The organism is Glycomyces buryatensis (assembly GCF_004912275.1).
GTDB lineage: Bacteria > Actinomycetota > Actinomycetes > Mycobacteriales > Micromonosporaceae > Glycomyces > Glycomyces buryatensis.
This window is the reverse complement of record NZ_STGY01000001.1, coordinates 85,570-102,642: the sequence shown is the minus strand read 5'-3', so window position 1 is coordinate 102,642 and position 17,073 is coordinate 85,570. Positions and strand designations below refer to the sequence as shown.

The window sequence follows — 17,073 nt, the reverse complement described above, 5'->3', positions numbered from 1 at the left end:
GCGCGCCATCGACAAGCGGCTTGTTCAGTACTTCTTGGCCATGGCGCGCATGAGCTGGGCGTAGGCCCAACCGGTGAAGTTGTTGCCGTCGGCTGTGTCCGAGCCTTCGGCCCTGCGCATCTTGAGCACCGCGGCCGCGGTCTTGGAGCCGTAGTTGCCGTCGACGCTCCCGGGGTCGTACCCCGCGAACCTGAGGGTGCCCTGCAATCCCTTGACGCGATCGCCGGTGTCACCACGCTTGAGACCGATCAACTCTCCTCCTCCGAATTTCGCTTGGATGCCCCAGGAACTGGTGTCGTCGTAGGGCTGCCTGCTCTGCCCGTCGGAGCCGACCCCGACGGAGACGTGCATGTGCCTGGTGTGTGGGTTGGACCCGCCGTAGGAGCGCCACCCCTCGCCGGCCCGGGACTTGGACCAGATCCGCTTGTTCCAGATGATGTATTTGATGTCCCGGTGATTGGCGCGTCTGAGGTGCTCGGCGAACTGGTGCATGTCGGCGCCGCTGCCGGGATGGTGGGTGAAGTCGGCCGCGCAGACGACGTTCGAGCCGTTCGGATTGTGGTCAGAGGCCGTGCCCTGATGCGCGTCGTCGCCGATGGTCCCGTCCGAGGCGGTCGACCGCCCAGGAGCGGCCGCATTGATCTCGCTGCGCAATACGACCAGACTCTTCGCCAATCGCCATGCCATGGGTCCTCCTGCCAAACTCCATGAAATATGAGAGACCCATTAAACCGGCACAAAGCAAATTCAACCGACTCGGGTCGCATACCAGACAATCAGGAGATGCCACTGGCGCCCAAGTGGCGCAACAAGTCTCAAGAGCAAACCCCGGCCCCGACCCACGCGGCCCTTCGCCCGTCCGAGCTAAAACGGTGCGAGGTCCGTGGTGTGGCAAATGTTGCGACCGGTGGGGCTGACCGGGGATTCTGGGGGCAAAAAAATTGCCCGGCTCAGCGTTTCCGCTGGCCGGGCGCTCCACTGTCTCAAAGTGAAAGCTCCCCAACTTGGACTCGAACCAAGAACCTGCCGTTTCCTGATCGCAATTCCTGAGAGCCTCATCGGCACCCGCCGCGACCAGCTGTGCCGTATTTCGATGCTGGGTGTCTTTGCCTGGCGCTCTGTCCAAGACACATCCCGCTTTTAGTGGGGTTTTACCGGGTCTTCTCGGGTCTGTGTGTACTGAATCCGTACCACCGCCGAGGGACTGAAGAAGCTGAAACAGAGGGGGCAGGGGTTCAAGTTTCGAAGTTTCAGTTTTTTGCAACCAGTTGGACAACCAAGCCTCGAGGTCGTTGTGGGGATCCCACAAACTCACTCTCTCTAACCACTATCTCTCACTCTCCCAAGGTTTCAGGGCCTACCCCAACCTAGGAGCAGGCCCCGAAAGTCGCTCTCCGTGGCGCTCAGCGGGTTGTGTTTCCGCAGCTCAGAGACATATTCACCCCCTATTGTCCCGTCTCGATCTAGCGGAGGCAATTGAGGGTTGTCTCAGTTCAGGTGGGGCACCCGTCCTGAGTCGGTCTTGTGTTGGTGCGTCCTGCGGAGCGGCGCCGACGAGCCCCGCTTCTTCAGCGCCTCGCTCGCCAGACAGAGACGATCGAGAATGCGGCCTACGTGACCCAGGGCTCCGAACAGTCCACTTCTGCGAACGCCCGGCGGCGAAGCGACCGGCACCCCCGAAGGAGAGGAGGGTGCCGGCGGGTACTGACCCCGGTCGGCGGCAGGGGTTCGGGAACTCGGCCGCTCAGTCCGAGTCTGGCGGGATCCGGATGATGAGGATGGTGAGATCGTCGGCGCGTGAGTAGCCGCCGCCGAAGAAGCTCGCCCTGAGGCTCCTGCGCAGCTCCTCCGGGTCGCGCACGCCGGACACGATGTTGGCGTCGACCAGCGGGATCAGCGGGTATGTTCGCCCGGCCGAGTCGCGGGCATCGACCAGCCCGTCCGTGTAGGCGATGATGAGGTCGTCCGGCATCAGCTCCGCCTCGCGGACCTCGGCGTCATGGAGCCCGAAGTCGGTCAGGCCCAGCGGCGGCATGGGCGGGACCGACAGCGGCTCGGCCCGCATGCGCACGAGCAGCGGGGCGGGATGTCCGAAGAGGATGAACCGCACGAGGCCCTGGCCGGGCGGGATCTCGATGAGCACGGCGGTGGCGAAGGTCTGTCCCCATTCGTCGCGGGCCCGGTTGTCGATGCGGACGCGGCGCTCCATGCGGGCGGCCAGTCTGAGCAGGTCCGGTTCGTCGAGCGCTCGCTCTCGGAAGGTACCCAGGAGCGCCTCGGTGAGCTGCACCGAGGTGAGGTCATGGCCCTGGACGTCGCCGACGACCGCCCGTACGCCGAATTCGGTTTCCAGCACGTCGTAGAAGTCGCCGCCGACCAGGCTCGGGCTGCCCTCAGCGGTGTTGTAGCCGGAGGCGACCGATAGGTCGCCGATCCGTGCGGGCAGTCGCCGCAGGATGGCGCCTTGGGCCGTCTCGGCCACCAGCGTCATGTCCAGCAACCGCGAGACGACCCGGTTGCGGAGCCAGGCGAGGCCGGTGCACAGCAGGCTCATGATCGCGATCGGCGCCACATGGCCCCATTCGCTCGCGGGGTAGGGGAGGAGCCCCAGCGCTCCGGTCCCGGCGCTCACCAGCCCGACCGTGACCGCGGTGGCGGCCGCGGTGGCGATCGGCCCGTTGACCAGCGCGGTCATGGCCGGCAGCAGGACGATCGCGACGTCGGCGTAGGGCACCATCGGGGGGATGAAGAACGCCACCGCCATGGTCACGGCCAGCAGACTGAGCGGGAGCAGCCGCAGCCACAGCACCGAGACGGGGTGTCCGCTGGTGACGCGGTCCCACAGGTTCTCAGGCAGGACGTAGGACCTGATGTGCCCCTGCGTGTGGCCGTCGGCGCGCCTTGCCCTCCACTTCACGGAGCGAGCGTATGCATGTCGTCGGCGGCCCAGGCCCCGATCGGGAAAGTGCGGGAGAACAGGAGGACGGGCCCGAGCCGCGGATCAGTCCTCGTTCTCGAGCAGTTCCTTCAGGCGCTGGCAGCTGCGCGGCGCACGCCACAGCGTTTGAGACTGCGAAGCCGTCGATCAACTCCCCATCGCCGGCCTTGCCGATTTGCCCCGACTGCAACGAGACGGGACACCTATGTTTCAGCCGTTCGAGCAGTGGGGCGCTCGGGTCTTGTGGTGAGGTTCGGTCGCGGATGCCATCACTGTTATGGCCACAGCAAACGGCACAGTCTCCCTTGATCCCGTAGTGATCACGATGGCGAAGCAACAGGCCGCCTCCGCCGGCATGAGTATGTCCGCCTGGGTCGCCCGCACCATCCGTACCGCCACGTTCTCCGAAGCTGCCCGCCGCGCCGCCGAGGAAGGGCGCGCCGTCCAGACCGGCCGCGGCCGGTGGGCCGCCGCAAAAGTCGCCTATGAAGCCGACGAGATGTTCTTACGGGCTGGTCCCTGGAGGGTCCCTACAAGTTTCCGGCTTCTGGGTTGAACGACTGGTCGGCAAACTCTGAAACTTGAAACCTTCCCTGGTCACAAGCTCGCGCTGAAACTTTCCCGCACAACACAAAAGCCCCACCGCTGGTAACGACAGCGGTGGGGCCGAGACGAAAAGGAACTGCCGTGGAAGACATGCTCCTGACTCCGGAGGAGACCTCCGAGGTCCTCAAGGTTGCCACACAGACACTCGCGAACTGGCGTTCGCAAGGAAAAGGTCCCTCCTGGGTGAAGCTCGGCGCCCGCCGCTGCCGGTACCGCCGCAGCGAGCTCGAACGCTTCATCACCTCCATGACCGTCACCGCCCGATAACCCGATACCGGGGAGGGGCGCAGCGCAGCGCCCCTCCCCGCCACCTTGAATGGAAGGAATCCCGATGGCTCGCACCTGGATCGAAGATCGCACCAAGCACGCCGTCTATCGCAAGCAGGTCGCGGAGGCAAAGGCGGCCGGACGCATCCCGCCCGGCAGATGGAGGCTCCGCTGGTATGACCCCAGCGGGAAAGCCAAGGCCCTGACCTTCAAGAAGAAGTCCCAGGCCGAGGTCGAACAAGTTCAGCTCGAAGCCCGCCTTGATGAGGGCACTTACCGCGACCCCAAGGCCGAGAAGATGAGCTTCGGCGACGCCGCCGCGAAGTGGTTTGAGAACCGCCGAGACATCAAGGACTCATCGCGCAAGTCCTACAGCGCTGCAATGGAAAAGCACCTCATTCCGGCCTGGGGATTGACACCGCTCGACGCGCTGACCTTCGAGCGGATCACCGACTGGCTCAGTGAAATCCACGACCCGGATGCCGACCAGCCCGACGAGGACAACGATGGGAAGCGCCCACGAGCGAAGGAGGGCAAAGTCGGTGCTTCGCACCTGCGGACGGTCCACCGCGTCCTGAGCATGGTGCTCGACTGGGCAGTGATGACCAAGCGGCTTGCCGCGAATCCCGCGGTCGGAGTCCCGCTGCCGCGGCGCCCGCCGTCGGCGCACATCTACCTGAGCCACGCCGAGGTGGACCAGCTTGCCGACACGGTACTCAGCCTGAACTATCGCCTGACGGCCTCGCGACAGAAGGCTCCCGAGTACCGGGTGCTGCTGCTGTTGCTGGCCTATACGGGCCTGCGATGGGGCGAAGTCAGCGCCTTGCGAACCGGGCGCGTCGACCTCGAGCGGCGGCGCATCCACGTTGTAGAGGCCTACTCCGAGCCGAAGGGAGGGAAGCTCTACCTGTCGACGCCGAAGAGTCACGAATCACGCTCGGTGCCGATCCCGGAGTTCCTAGTCGCCGAGTTGGCCCCGCTGCTGCCGCAGGCAGGTACCGAAGCGGACCGGCTGGTGTTCACCTCGCCCAACGGGGGAGTGATGCGGGCTGCGAACTTCCGAACGCGGGTGTTCGACCGGGCTGTCGGGGAAGCCAAACTGTCGGGTGCGATGACCATTCACAAGCTGCGGCACACCGCCGCCTCGCCTGCGATCGCCGCTGGCGCCGACATCAAGGTCGTCCAACAGATGCTCGGACATGCGAGTGCCACCATGACCCTCGACGTATACGGGCACCTGTTCCCCGACCGCCTTGACGAGGTCGCCGATGCCATGAGCGCCAAGCGTGCCGCGGCTCTCGGTTTGGAGGATGAGAATGCCTGACCGTGTGTACTGAATGTGCACTGCGGCATCTCGAATGAGCAGTTCCCGACAGCAAAAAAATTGCCCGGCTCAGCGTTTCCGCTGGCCGGGCGCTCCACTGTCTCAAAGTGAAAGCTCCCCAACTTGGACTCGAACCAAGAACCTGCCGATTAACAGTCGGCTGCTCTGCCAATTGAGCTATTGGGGAAGAGGATCGACATCGGCTGGGCGCCGGGCGAACCGGATACGAGAGTACATGACCACCGGCTGCGTGTGCCAACGGGGTCGGTGTGGCGTGCGTCCGATCCGGGGGCCGGGGCGCCTGATCCGGGTCCTAGGGCGAGGCGGCATCGGATTTGGATCGGACGTGGTGTTTCACCTTCGTGGCGTTTCCGGCATGGACTGTCGGGGAACCCCGATCTCGGGCACAATGGCCGCTATATGGGGGAGCGCTACATCACGGGAGGCATCCATGCGCAAATGGTATTTCGTGGCAGGGATCGCGATCGGCTATGTCCTGGGGGCGAAGGCGGGGACGGAACGTTACGACCAGATCGTCGACTGCGCGCGCCGTGTTACGGGCAACGACACTGTCCAGCAGGTCGCCAGCTCGGTGCGGTCTCAGGCGGGCAAGGCCGCGAATGCGGCGCAGGACAAGATCAAGGGCACCAAGTTCGGCGACATCGTTGAGAACTTCACCGCGGGAACGGAGGACGACCCGAAGGCCGAGCCGTGGGATTCGGCCGGGGTCACCACGCCGGCCCGCAGCGACCGGGAGATGCGCGGGGACTCCTCGGGTTTCTGACGGCATCGAAAGGGCGGGCGAGGCATCGGCCTCGCCCGCCCTTCGTGTTGTTCAGGCCTTTTTGAGTGGCGCGCTTCTTCTGAGATCGCCGACCGAGCGGCCCGTCTCGACCGTCCAGGTCCCCGGCACGGTCCGCCAGGCGGCCAGGCCTGAGTCCCAGACCTGGAAGGACCGCTCCTCCAGCGGGATCGTCACTTCGACGGCCTCGCCGGCGCCCGCGCTGATCGCGGCGAAGCCGGCCAGGCGGTGGGCTTCGATGCCGCCGTCGACTTCGGCGCCGGATTCGGGGGAGAGGTAGACCTGGACGACCTCGCGTCCGGCCCGCTCGCCGGAGTTTCGCACCCGCACCCTGACGTTGTCGCCCTCGACGGCCAAAGCCTCGTATTCCCAAGTGGTGTAGGAGAGTCCGTGGCCGAACCAGAATGCCGGGGCGGCGCCGCCCCGTCGTTCCCAGGCGCGGTAGCCGATGAAGATGCCCTCGTCGTAGTGCAGTTCGCCCTCGTCGTTCGGTGCGACCTGCGACACCGGCGCCTCGTCGAGGGTCCGGGGCCAGGTGGTCGTGAGCCGTCCGCCGGGCTCGGCGCCGAGCAGCACGTCGGCGAGCGCGTGGCCGCCCTCTTGGCCCGGGAACCAGGTGAGGAGGATCGCGGCGACGTCGTCGGCCCAGGGCATCTCCACCGGGGAGCCGGAGTTGACGACGACGATCGTGTTCGGGTTGGCTGCGGCGACCGCCGCGACGAGTTCGTCCTGGCGTCCGGGCAGGCGCAGGTTCTTGCGGTCGGAGCCCTCGGATTCGGTGAGGGCGGTGGTGGAGACGACGACCACGGCGGCCTCGGAGGTGCGCGCGGCGGCGACGGCCTCGGCGATGAGCCGGCCCTCGTCGGGGCGCGGCTCGGTGTGCATGAGCCCGAACAGGACCGAGGGCGGGAACCCGGGCGGGAACGCGAACGGCGTGTGCTCGTGCCGCACCGCGACCACCTGCCCGGCCTCGAGGCGGATGGTGGCGCGCTCGACGCCGGGGCCGAAGAACGCCTCGAACGGGTCGTCGCCGGCGAAGGTCTGGTCGCCCTCGAAGTAGACCTCGCCGTCGATGACGAGCCGGTGGTGGCCGGTCCCGCGGGTGCCGAAGGTGTGCTCGCCGGTGACGGGCACGGTGAAGGTGCCTTCGACGACCGCGTGGTGGAACTCGCCGGAGGGGACGTCGCCGGGGATGTAGCCCATCCACTTGACGTCACCGGAGGCCAGCGGCTCGGCGGGCAGTTCGGTGCCGTCGTTCTTCACGGGCCGGACGGTCAGGTCGAAGCCGCGCCCGGCGGCCTGGATCTGTTCGAACAGGTCGACGCCCTGCGCGTACTCGACGCGATCGCCGAGCACCTCGCGGAGCCCGTCGAGCGGCGAGACGACGCGCTCGGGGAAGACGGTGGCGGAGCCGCCGCCGAGGATGCGGGCCTCGGCCGCGGCGGGCCCGATGAGCGCGAGCCGGTGGACGGCGTCGCCGTGCAGCGGCAGGATCGGGGCCTCCCCACCGGCGGGCGGGGCGTTCTTGGCGAGCACGAAGGAGCGGCGGGCGATCTCGCGCAGCAGCTCGGGGGCGTCGGCGACGGCGTGGGCGTCGGGCTCGTCCACGGCGGCCCGGACGCCCTCGAGCGCGCCGACCCTCGCGGCGAGCTGGAGGAGGCGGCGCACCGCATCATCCACATGCGACTCATCGGTGCGGCCCTCGCGCACGGCCTGCGCCAGTGCGGGGCCGTAGACGGTGAGCGGCCCGGGCATAGCCAGGTCCAGCCCGGCTTCGACGTCGGCGACGGAGTCGCGGGCGGCGCCCCAGTCGGAGACGTTGAACCCGTCGAAGCCGAACTCGCCGCGCAGCAGGGCCATGAGTTCGCGGTGGGCGGTCATGGAGGGCCCGTTGACGGAGTTGTAGGCGGTCATGACGCCCCAGGGGCGCACGTCGGCGGCGATCATCTCGAAGGGCCGCAGGTACAGCTCGCGCAGGGTCCGCTCGTCGATGATGTTGTCGACGGTGAACCGGTCGGTCTCGGCGTCGTTGGCGACGTAGTGCTTCATGGTGGTGCCGACGCCGCGTTCCTGGACGCCCGCGACGTAGGCGGTGCCGATGCGCCCGGTCAGGTACGGGTCCTCGCTGAACGCCTCGAAGTGCCTGCCGCCCAAGGGGGAGCGGTGCAGGTTGATGGTGGGGGCCAAGAGCACGTCGACGTCCTTGCGGCGGGCCTCGCCGGCGAGGAGGTGGCCGATGCGGCGGACCAGGGCGGGGTCCCAGGAGGCGGCCTGCGCGGTGGGGCTGGGCAGGGCCAGGGACGGGTCGGCGGCGGTCCAGAAGCGGCCGCGCACCCCGATGGGCCCGTCGGAGACGGTCATCGAGCGCAGCCCGATCTCCTCGATCGCGATGATGCGCCACATGTCCATGCCCGCCAGCAGCCGGGCCTTGGTGTCGAGGTCGAGTTTCGCCAAGCGTTCCTCGACGGCGGTGTCGTATTCCGGACGGTCCTGCGGGACCGTCCATTCGGCGTCGCTCACGGCCTTGCCCTTCTCTCGGTTGTCACATGGAGTGTGGCACCATTGCCGAGCAATCGGTAGGTTTAGTTACCGTATTGAGACCAACTATCCTGGGCAACCGAGGCAGTTCCGCACCGATTCGAGAGGCACCCATGCCCACCCAGCACGGCGCCCGCGGACAGATCCGCCGCGAGGAGATCGTCCTCGCCGCCATTTCGGTCATCGCCGAACGCGGCTACCGCGGCGCCAGCCTCGCCGCCGTCGCCGAGAAGGTCGGACTCACCCAGCAGGGCCTCCTGCACTACTTCCCCAGCAAGGAAGCCCTGCTCATCGGCGTCCTCCAGCTCCGCGAACGCTGGGATACCGGCGGCCGCGACACCCTCGCCGAACCGCTGACCGTCGCCCAGACCGCCGCCGTCGTCGAGGCCAATGCCCACCGGCCCGCGATCGTCCGCACCTTCTCCGCCCTCCTCGGCGAATCCGTCACCGAGGACCACCCCGCCGGCGAATTCTTCAGGGAGCGCTACCGCCGTGTGCGAAGGAGCGTTGCCGCCACGCTCCGCCAGGAATGGGGTGACCGACTCCCATCCGGACTCGCCCCGGAAGAGGCCGCGCCACTCGTCATCGCCATCATGGACGGGCTCCAGTTCCAATGGCTCCACGATCCCGAAGCGATCGACATGCCCGCCGCATTTCGCGCGTTCGTGAGCCTCCTCGACCCGAAAGCGGCCCGATGAATACAGAGTCCACTCCGGTCCGGGCCGCGGACGGCGACGGGCAGGCGACCTTCCCCGCGCTCGACGCGCTCGCCTGCCCCAACTGCGCCCAGCCGCTCGCCCAGACCGAGCGCCGACTCCATTGCGCCGCAGGGCACTCCTTCGACCTCGCCAAGCAGGGCTACGCCCCGCTCCTGGCCCCGGGCTCCAACGCCACCACCGGCGACACCGCCGACCAGGTCGCCGCCCGCGAGGAATTCCTCGGCAGCGGACGCTACGACCCGCTCCTGGACGCCGTCGCCGCGGCGAGCCTCACCGACGCTCCCGGCGTCATCGTCGAACCCGGCTGCGGCACCGGCCACTACCTCGCCGCCGCCCTCGACGCCGCCCCCGAAAGGGACGGCATCGGCCTCGACACCTCCAAATTCGCGCTCCGCCGCACCTCACGGCGCCTCACGCGGCCAGAGGCCGGCAGACCACTGCGGCGAGCCGCCGGAACTCAAGGACGACTCGCCGCAGTACTCGCCGACGCTTGGACCCGAATGCCGATCCAAGGCGGCTCCGCTGCGGCGGTTCTCAACGTCTTCGCTCCCCGCAACGCCGACGAGATTTCGCGAATCCTCCACCCACGAGGCGTACTAGTGGTGCTGACCCCCCGGCAAGACCACCTGCGCGAACTCGTCGACGCCTTGGAACTGTTGAGCGTCGACCCTGCGAAACCGCAGCGGACCGTCGATCAACTCTCGGCTGCCTTCACGGCCGAGCGGACCGACGAGCTTCACTATTCGATTGAGCTTTCACACGAGGACATCGCGCACCTGGTCGGCATGGGCCCCAGCGCCAGGCACCTGGACTCCGCCGAATTCACCGCCGCCCTCGCCCGGTTGCCCGAGCAGGTCGACGTGACCGTCTCGGCCACCGTGACCCGCTGGCTCCCAAAGCACTCCGGCTGACGCCGCTCACCCGCCAGGGGGCTGGCGGCCGCGGCTCTTGTCCTCGTTTGTCATAGCCGCTACGGTACGAAGCGACACCGCAAACCTCCTGGAGATGAGATCAGTGTTCGATCAGAATCCCTCCCGCCCCATCAGACTCCGCCGTACAAGACTCTGCGGCGCCGCACTCGGGCTGGCCGCGCTGGCGGCCACCGCGGCCTGCGGCACCCGCAACGCCGAGGCCGACGAGTCCGTGCCGACGCCCGAGGACGCCGCCGTCGAGCAGCTCGGCGTGACCGTCCTCGACACCTTCGACCACGACCCCGACTCCTTCACGCAGGGACTCGAACTGCGCGACGGCGTCTTCTATGAGAGCGCCGGCCTCTACGGCGAATCCGATGTCCGCCTCGTCGAACCCGGCACCGGCGAGGTCATCGAAACCGTCGCGCTCCCCGAGGACGAATTCGCCGAGGGACTCACCCTCACCGAGGACTCCCTATGGCAGATCACCTGGAAGGAAGGCGTCGCCTACCAGCGCGACCTCACCACCCTCGAAGTGGTCGAGACCGCCTCCTACGAGGGCGAGGGCTGGGGGATCTGCTCCGACGGGACGCAGCTGGTCATGAGCGACGGATCGTCCACACTCACCTTCCGCGACCCCGAGACCTTCGAGGAGACCGGCACGGCCCGAGTCACCCTGGACGGCGAACCCCTCGACCAGATCAACGAGCTTGAATGCGTCGACGGCCAGGTCTGGGCGAACGTCTGGCAGACCGACCAGATCGTCCGCATCGACCCGGCCACCGGGGAGGTCGGCGCCGTGGTCGACGCCGCCGGACTGCTCACAGAGGACGAAGCCGCCACCGCCGACGTCCTCAACGGCATCGCCGCGGCCGAGGAAGAGGGCACCTTCTACATCACCGGGAAGCGCTGGCCGAAGCTGTTCCTGGTCTCCTTCGACCCGGCCTCGTAGCGGCAAAACCATTTGCCGACCACCTTGGCCCGTGGCAACGTTGCGAGCCATGACACCCGTGCTGCGTTCCGAACGACTCGTGCTCGAACCGTACATACCCGGAGACGAAGAGGACTTCGTCGCGCTCTTCCAGGACGCCAGGGTGACGCGGTGGATAGGCGACGGCCCCTCCACCGAAGCGGCGGACCGCGCACTGTTCGGGCGGATCTTCCCCAACGTCTACGACAGGAACGCCTTCGACGTGTGGGCGGTCCGCGAGAACGGTGCCCTGGTCGGGCATGCCGAGATCAAGCCGACGGGGGTCTCCGGAGGCCATGAGCTCATCTACGCTCTGGCCCATGCGGCATGGGGCCGCAGCCTCGGCACCGAACTGGCGAGCACGATCGTCGCCTACGGCTTCGACAATCTGGGACTCTCTGAAATCCATGCCACGGTCGCGGCGGAGAACACCGCCTCTCTCGCGGTCCTGGCCAAGCTCGGCTTCCAGCATGTCCGTGACAGGCCGAACGACGATGGCCACGTCACCCGCGTCCTGACGCTGTGGAAACAGCACCCATAGGGAAACTCTGGCCCCACATGCATCTCGTCATATTCGGAGAGGCGCCTTCGCGGGCGCCGAACCGGAGCCGCGCGGTCGCTTCGTCCACTGAACTCACTTGGAGCCACCTCAAGTCAGGTGAGTTCTGAGGGAAAGCTGAATTGCGCGGCTTGTTCGTGTACGCCATGATGAGCTCATGGCAATAACACCCCTAGACCGAATGCTGGAATACAAGATGCGACTCCTCTCCGATTCCGGCCACCCCCGTCTCTTCGCGACCTGGTGGCAGGACCTGACGACCGCCGCGTTCTCCGCGTGGTTCTTCGGCGGGCTCATCCTCGATGTCAATGCCCACTCGCGAGACTGGGTCGAAGACCCCTTCACCTGGTGGCACCTGGTGTTCTACACCGGCTTCCTCGCTACGGCGCTGTGGATGGCCTACCTGTTCGTGCGCGGGCACCGCGCCGACGGGCGCACCGGACTGGCCGCCGTTCCACACGGCTACGGGCCCGCGGTGATCGGCGCGCCGCTGTTCCTGGTCTCCGGCATCGCCGAACTGATCTGGCACCAGGTACTGGGAGTCGAAGAGGGCCTGCTCATCTTCTTCAGCCCCTCGCACCTCGGCCTGGCCGTCGGCGGCGTGCTCATGGTCCTCGCCCCGTGGCTTTCGGCCTGGCGCCGGGAAGCCCTTGGCGCCCAAGCGGAACCGCTCCCGATCGAGGCCCGCCTGGCCGCCCCGGCGCTGTCCCTCGGCTTCGCCGTCAGCGCCGCGGTGCTGTTCCTCAACTACGCCGTCCCGTTCACCGATTCGCCCTTCGCGGCTGCCCGGACCCTCCTGGGATCGGATGTCTCCGCGTTCCCGATCGCGGGCTTCGGGTTCACCACCGTCATGGTGCTGGCCCTGGTGGTCCTCGCCAGCGGCCGCTTCCGGCTGCCTCTGGGATTCTTCACCGTCGCCTTCGCCTATCCGTCCATCATGGCCGGAGCGAACACCGGCTTCGAGAACGGCGGCTACGTGTGGCTGTTCCTGCTCGCCGGCGCCTGGACCGACTTCCTGGTGTGGCTCATCCGCCCCGAACTGCGCCGCCGCCGCGACCTGCTGATCTTCGCCGGGGCCTGGGCGGTGCCGGTGTGGGTGGCGTTCATGATCGTGACCGGGGCGGTGACGGACGTGTGGCCGGCCGCCGAGATCGCCACGGGCGTACCGGTGGTGGCCGCGCTGGCGGGTGCCGCGTTCATGCTGGTGGTCCAGCCGCAGCGCCGCGAGGAGGACCCGCCGGTCCCGGCGGAGCCCTCTCCGTTCGATGACGTGATCGCCCGCGCCAAGGCCATGACCGAGAACCGGGGCGAGAGCGTCGATCAGTAATCGACGAGTGGTCGTTACCGAAGGACCGCCAGGGAATCGGACAGTAGTTTCTCTGAGATGAACTCGGAGTGGGTGCCTTCCTTGCGGCAGGCGAACGCTCCGGCGATCCGGCCGGCGTCCACGGCGGCATCGGTGTGGTCGCCGCGCCGCCGGGCCCACAGGAAGCCTGAGACGAAGGCGTCGCCGGCCCCGTTGGAGTCGATCGGCCGCCACGTCGCCCACTCGGAGAGGTCGGCGCTGAGCTCGGCTACGGGGTCGAGCGCCGTGTACCGCCGCAGCTCTGTGCCGCGTTCGAGCAGGTAGCCGCCCCGCTCGCCGTCGGTGGCGACCACCAGCGTCGCCCGGCCGTTGTCGAGGATCCAGCGCATGGCCTTCTCGATCCGGCCCTCCAGTTTGGCCGCCGAGAGGAACACCAGGTCGGCGCGGCGGGCGTACTCCTTGTGGTGCTCGGACTCGCCGTCCCAGGCGTGAAGGTCGGTCGATACGGGCACGCCGAGGCGCTCCAGGTCGTCGAACATGTCGCGGTTGATGTTCGTGATGGACAGGTGGACGTGGGCGGCGCGCTCGATGTCGCCCAGGTAGTCCTCGCGGGCGATCCGCAGATCGGGGGAGTGGCGCCCGTCGTAGAAGGAGTAGCGCCGCCCCTCGCGGTCGACGAGGTTGACGGAGCGGGGGGTGCCGTTCGGGGAGATGAGGCAGTGGAAGTCCAGCCCCTCGGCCGCATACCGCTCGCGGATCAGCGCGCCCTGGGCGTCGTCGCCGATGTAGTCGATGAACCGGGTGGCGAGCCCCAGATGGAGGCAGCCGAGCGAGACGCCGTTGCCGGTATGGGCCACGTAGTCGTAGATCGGCTCGACACCGAGGTTGTCGCCCTCGCCGATCGCGATCTCGGGAACTCGGACGATGGTGTCCACGCCGGCGCCGCCGACCACCAGAATATCGAGCATGGATTTGCTCCCTCTGCGTGAGTATTGCGGTTCTCTGGAATTCCTTGCAGGAGATCACCCTACGGCCAGGGCTGTGGCAGGGTCAAGACCGAATTCTACGGCCAGGCAAAGGGGTTCGACATGGTGAAATTGGCGGTCATCTTCTACTCCCAGACCGGCAACGTCTACGAGATGGCGAAGACCGCGGCCCGCGAGGGCGAGGACGCCGGGGCCGAGGTGCGCCTCCGCAAATGCGGCGAGCTCGCCCCGCCGGAGGTCGTCGCCTCGAACGAGCACTGGGCGAAGACCGCGGAGGCGATGGCCGATGTCCGGGAGGCCTCGCTGGACGATCTTGAGTGGGCCGACGCGCTCATGTTCGGCACCCCCACCCGCTACGGGCTGCCCACCTCGCAGCTCAAGCAGTTCATCGACACCACCGGTCAGCTGTGGGCCCAGGGCAGACTCGAGGACAGGATCATGTCGTCCTTCACCTCGACGCAGACCAGCCACGGCGGCCAGGAGTCGACGATCCTGGCGCTGAACAACACCTTCTACCACTGGGGCGGCATCATCGTCGGCCCCGGATACACCGACCCGCTCCAGTACGACTCCGAGATCGGCAACCCCTACGGCGCCAGCCACATCAGCTCGAACGGACCGGTGGGAGAGAAGAACCGGGTGGCCGTGGCCATCCAGACCAAGCGGGTGGTCGCCATCGCCCGCAGGTTCGCGGGCCGGTGATCGGGGACGGCGCCGGAGTCGCTCGGTCGGGACGCTTGACAGCATTGGATCCGTCGGTAAGATCGATCGAAATTTACCGATAAAGCAATCGATGCAAGGCCGGCCCCGTGGCCGCCACCCCCGACCCCCAGGAGATTCCCGAGCGATGGCCGAACGCATCACCGTTCAGATCGGCACCCACGAAGGCGCCGAGGTGGCGCCGGACCTGTGGGGCCTGTTCATCGAGGACCTGAACGACGCCCTCGACGGCGGCCTCAACGCCGAACGCGTCCGCAACGGCGACTTCGAGTTCAACGCCGCCGACCGCGAATCCTGGCACGCTCTCACCGGCTGGACCGCCACGCCGGCTGACCGCGCCGCGATCCGCGAGGACGCCCCCGTCCACCGCAACAACACCCACCATGTGCGCCTGACCGGGCCCGTGACCCTCGTCAACGAGGGCTACGACGCTGCGGCCGATCCCGGTGAGCGCCTGCGATTCTCGTGCTTCGCCCGGACCTCGGGGGAAGGGGCCCGACTGGTCGCTGCGCTCGGTGGCGAGCCCGCCGAGCTCGACGTCGCACCGGGCGACTGGCACCCGATCGAGGCCGACCTCGACGCGGCGGGGGAGGGCCGCCAGGCGCTGCGCCTCGAGATCCCCGCCGGGTCCGTGATCGACCTCGACTGCGTCTCCCTGCGGCCCATCGGAACCGACGGCCGGGCCCTGACCTTCCGCCCCGACCTGCTCCAGTCCCTGAAGGACCTCGCCCCCAGCTTCATCCGCTTCCCCGGCGGCTGCGTCGCCCACGGCCTCGGCCTGGAGAACCTGTACCACTGGAAGGACACGATCGGGCCCCGCCACGAACGAGCGCAGATCCCGAACGTGTGGGGCTACCACCAGTCGCGGCAGATCGGCTACGTCGAATACTTCGAACTGTGCCAGGCCACCGGCGCGACCCCGGTCCCCATCGTCGCCGCCGGTGTCTGCTGCCAGAATTACCCCGGCGGGGCGGTCCCGATTCCCGACGCCGAGATGGACCAGTACGTCCATGACGTGCTCGACCTCGTCGAATTCGCGAACGGCGACACCGACACAACCTGGGGCGCCAGACGAGCCGAACTCGGCCACCCCGAGCCGTTCGGCCTGCGCTACCTCGGCGTCGGCAACGAGGACCAGATCACCGACGACTTCCGGGACCGCTACGCCCGCATCGAGGACGCCCTCCGCGCCGCGCACCCCGAGATCACCGTCATCGGCACGACCGGCCCGCAGCCGGCCGGCCCCGACTACGAGGCCGGCTGGGCCTACGCCCGCGAACGCGGCACTGACATGGTCGACGAGCACGGATACATGAATCCCCGCTGGTTCCACCAGAACCTCGACCGCTACGCCGCCTACGACCCGACGGAATCCAAGGTCTACATCGGCGAGTATGCCGCCCGCTCGAACACGGTCCGCTCCGCGCTGGCCGAGGCGGCGTACATGGTCGGCCTCGAACGCCGCCCCGACGTGGTCCGCCTCGCCTCCTACGCCCCGCTGCTGGCCCGCGTCGGCCACACCCAGTGGGTCCCGGACCTCATCTACTTCACCGCCGACGAGGTGCTGCCCAGCGCGTCCTACTTCGTGCAGCGGATGTTCGCGGAGGAGCGCGGCACCCGGCTCCACCCCGTCGCGGTCGAGGGGGCCCCGCTCGTCCCGGTGGCGATTCCCGCCGCGGGGACGGTCAAGCTGCGATCCGGCGGCTCGGAGGTCGAGTACGCCGACATGGTGCTCGACGGGCGGCCGCTGCCGGACGCGCGCACCGGCCCCGGCGACGAGGGCGTCCCGCTCGGCGGCATCGACCCGTCCTCGTGCGAGCTGGCCTTCACCGCGACCCGGCGCGCGGGGGAGGAGGGGTTCACGATGGTCCTCGGACCCGAAGCGCCGCAGAGCTTCCTGGAGATGCACATCGGCGCGTGGCAGAACAAGTCCACCACCGTCGTCCGTTCCGACGACGGCGTCTCCTGCGACATCCACGGCGGTATCCCGTGGAGCGGGGTGCGCACGGGCGAGCCGGTGCGCATTGCGGTGCGCCTCGACGGTCCCCGCGTCCGGCTGTGGGTCGACGGCCAACTGCGGCACGACTTCGAGCAGGACCTGCGCCCCGAGGAGCGCGTCGTCGCGGGAGCGGCGTCCCGGACCGCAGCGGACGGTTCGCAGGAGTACGTGGTGCGGGTGGTCAATGCGCAGCGGGAGCGCCGCACCGCGGCGGTGGCCCTGCCCGGTCCGGGCGGCCCGGTGACGGCGGTGGTCCGCACGCTCGCGGGAGCGGGCCCGGACGAGGGCGCCCCGCACGCGCCGTCCCCGGTGGTCCCCGAGGATTCGAAGGTCCACGGCGAGGGCGGCGTCGAACTCGACCTCCCGCCGTGGTCCCTCACCGTCGCGGTGCTCAAGGCCGGGTGAGCCGCCGGCCCAAGCCGCATTCG

The 17,073-nt window shown here is 68.2% G+C and carries 15 protein-coding genes and 1 tRNA gene; 11 read left to right on the top strand and 5 right to left on the bottom strand.

Going from position 1 to position 17,073, the window contains the following annotated elements; genetic code table 11:
• Positions 1 to 24: 24 nt before the first annotated feature.
• Positions 25 to 687, bottom strand: coding sequence for a peptidoglycan-binding domain-containing protein (locus tag FAB82_RS00470; protein WP_136532565.1), 663 nt, complete (start codon positions 685 to 687; stop codon positions 25 to 27).
• Between the two features lie 1,057 nt (positions 688 to 1,744).
• On the bottom strand, positions 1,745 to 2,917 hold the full coding sequence (locus tag FAB82_RS00465; protein WP_136532564.1) for a PP2C family protein-serine/threonine phosphatase: 1,173 nt from the start codon (positions 2,915 to 2,917) through the stop codon (positions 1,745 to 1,747).
• Between the two features lie 346 nt (positions 2,918 to 3,263).
• Here FAB82_RS00465 and FAB82_RS00460 point away from each other — a divergent pair, with 346 nt between their 5' ends.
• The 3 genes from FAB82_RS00460 to FAB82_RS00450 all read left to right on the top strand — a co-directional run bounded on the left by FAB82_RS00460 (position 3,264) and on the right by FAB82_RS00450 (position 5,135).
• Positions 3,264 to 3,494, top strand: a complete 231-nt coding sequence (locus FAB82_RS00460) for a hypothetical protein (protein WP_136532563.1) — start codon at positions 3,264 to 3,266, stop codon at positions 3,492 to 3,494.
• A 140-nt stretch (positions 3,495 to 3,634) separates the two neighbouring features.
• Positions 3,635 to 3,811 (top strand): helix-turn-helix transcriptional regulator, encoded by a 177-nt coding sequence (locus FAB82_RS00455; RefSeq protein ID WP_136532650.1) that lies wholly within the window; start codon positions 3,635 to 3,637, stop codon positions 3,809 to 3,811.
• Between the two features lie 64 nt (positions 3,812 to 3,875).
• Positions 3,876 to 5,135, top strand: coding sequence for a tyrosine-type recombinase/integrase (locus FAB82_RS00450; RefSeq protein WP_136532562.1), 1,260 nt, complete (start codon positions 3,876 to 3,878; stop codon positions 5,133 to 5,135).
• A gap of 114 nt (positions 5,136 to 5,249) precedes the next feature.
• Here FAB82_RS00450 and FAB82_RS00445 read toward each other — a convergent pair.
• Positions 5,250 to 5,322 (bottom strand) — tRNA-Asn (locus tag FAB82_RS00445).
• A 264-nt stretch (positions 5,323 to 5,586) separates the two neighbouring features.
• Between FAB82_RS00445 and FAB82_RS00440 the strand changes: the two genes are divergently transcribed.
• Positions 5,587 to 5,919, top strand: a complete 333-nt coding sequence (locus FAB82_RS00440; RefSeq protein ID WP_136532561.1) for a hypothetical protein — start codon at positions 5,587 to 5,589, stop codon at positions 5,917 to 5,919.
• Between the two features lie 51 nt (positions 5,920 to 5,970).
• Here the strand turns inward: FAB82_RS00440 and FAB82_RS00435 are convergent, their stop codons facing one another.
• Positions 5,971 to 8,346 carry a glycoside hydrolase family 3 protein gene (locus FAB82_RS00435; RefSeq protein ID WP_136532649.1) on the bottom strand — a complete coding sequence of 792 codons (2,376 nt, stop codon included), beginning with the start codon at positions 8,344 to 8,346 and terminating at the stop codon, positions 5,971 to 5,973.
• Positions 8,347 to 8,588: 242 nt separating this feature from the next.
• On the opposite strand from FAB82_RS00435, the gene FAB82_RS00430 reads away from it, so the two are divergent.
• The 5 genes from FAB82_RS00430 to FAB82_RS00410 all read left to right on the top strand — a co-directional run bounded on the left by FAB82_RS00430 (position 8,589) and on the right by FAB82_RS00410 (position 12,961).
• Positions 8,589 to 9,173 (top strand): TetR/AcrR family transcriptional regulator, encoded by a 585-nt coding sequence (locus FAB82_RS00430; RefSeq protein WP_136532560.1) that lies wholly within the window; start codon positions 8,589 to 8,591, stop codon positions 9,171 to 9,173.
• Positions 9,170 to 10,105 carry a putative RNA methyltransferase gene (locus tag FAB82_RS00425; RefSeq protein WP_136532559.1) on the top strand — a complete coding sequence of 312 codons (936 nt, stop codon included), beginning with the start codon at positions 9,170 to 9,172 and terminating at the stop codon, positions 10,103 to 10,105. The genes FAB82_RS00430 and FAB82_RS00425 overlap by 4 nt, the downstream gene beginning before the upstream one ends.
• Positions 10,106 to 10,208: 103 nt before the next feature.
• Positions 10,209 to 11,057 carry a glutaminyl-peptide cyclotransferase gene (locus FAB82_RS00420; RefSeq protein ID WP_211116272.1) on the top strand — a complete coding sequence of 283 codons (849 nt, stop codon included), beginning with the start codon at positions 10,209 to 10,211 and terminating at the stop codon, positions 11,055 to 11,057.
• Positions 11,058 to 11,106: 49 nt separating this feature from the next.
• Entirely contained in the window at positions 11,107 to 11,616 is a 510-nt protein-coding gene (locus tag FAB82_RS00415) for a GNAT family N-acetyltransferase (RefSeq protein ID WP_136532557.1), read from the top strand.
• A 175-nt stretch (positions 11,617 to 11,791) separates the two neighbouring features.
• Positions 11,792 to 12,961: a hypothetical protein gene (locus FAB82_RS00410; RefSeq protein WP_136532556.1), complete on the top strand. Its 1,170-nt coding sequence runs from the start codon at positions 11,792 to 11,794 to the stop codon at positions 12,959 to 12,961.
• 14 nt (positions 12,962 to 12,975) lie between these two features.
• Here the strand turns inward: FAB82_RS00410 and FAB82_RS00405 are convergent, their stop codons facing one another.
• Complete coding sequence (locus FAB82_RS00405) at positions 12,976 to 13,908, bottom strand: carbohydrate kinase family protein (protein WP_136532555.1); 933 nt, start codon at positions 13,906 to 13,908, stop codon at positions 12,976 to 12,978.
• A 120-nt stretch (positions 13,909 to 14,028) separates the two neighbouring features.
• Here FAB82_RS00405 and wrbA point away from each other — a divergent pair, with 120 nt between their 5' ends.
• Positions 14,029 to 14,628, top strand: a complete 600-nt coding sequence (gene wrbA, locus FAB82_RS00400) for an NAD(P)H:quinone oxidoreductase (RefSeq protein WP_136532554.1) — start codon at positions 14,029 to 14,031, stop codon at positions 14,626 to 14,628.
• Between the two features lie 145 nt (positions 14,629 to 14,773).
• Positions 14,774 to 17,050 (top strand): alpha-L-arabinofuranosidase C-terminal domain-containing protein, encoded by a 2,277-nt coding sequence (locus tag FAB82_RS00395; protein WP_136532553.1) that lies wholly within the window; start codon positions 14,774 to 14,776, stop codon positions 17,048 to 17,050.
• Positions 17,051 to 17,073 lie beyond the last annotated feature (23 nt).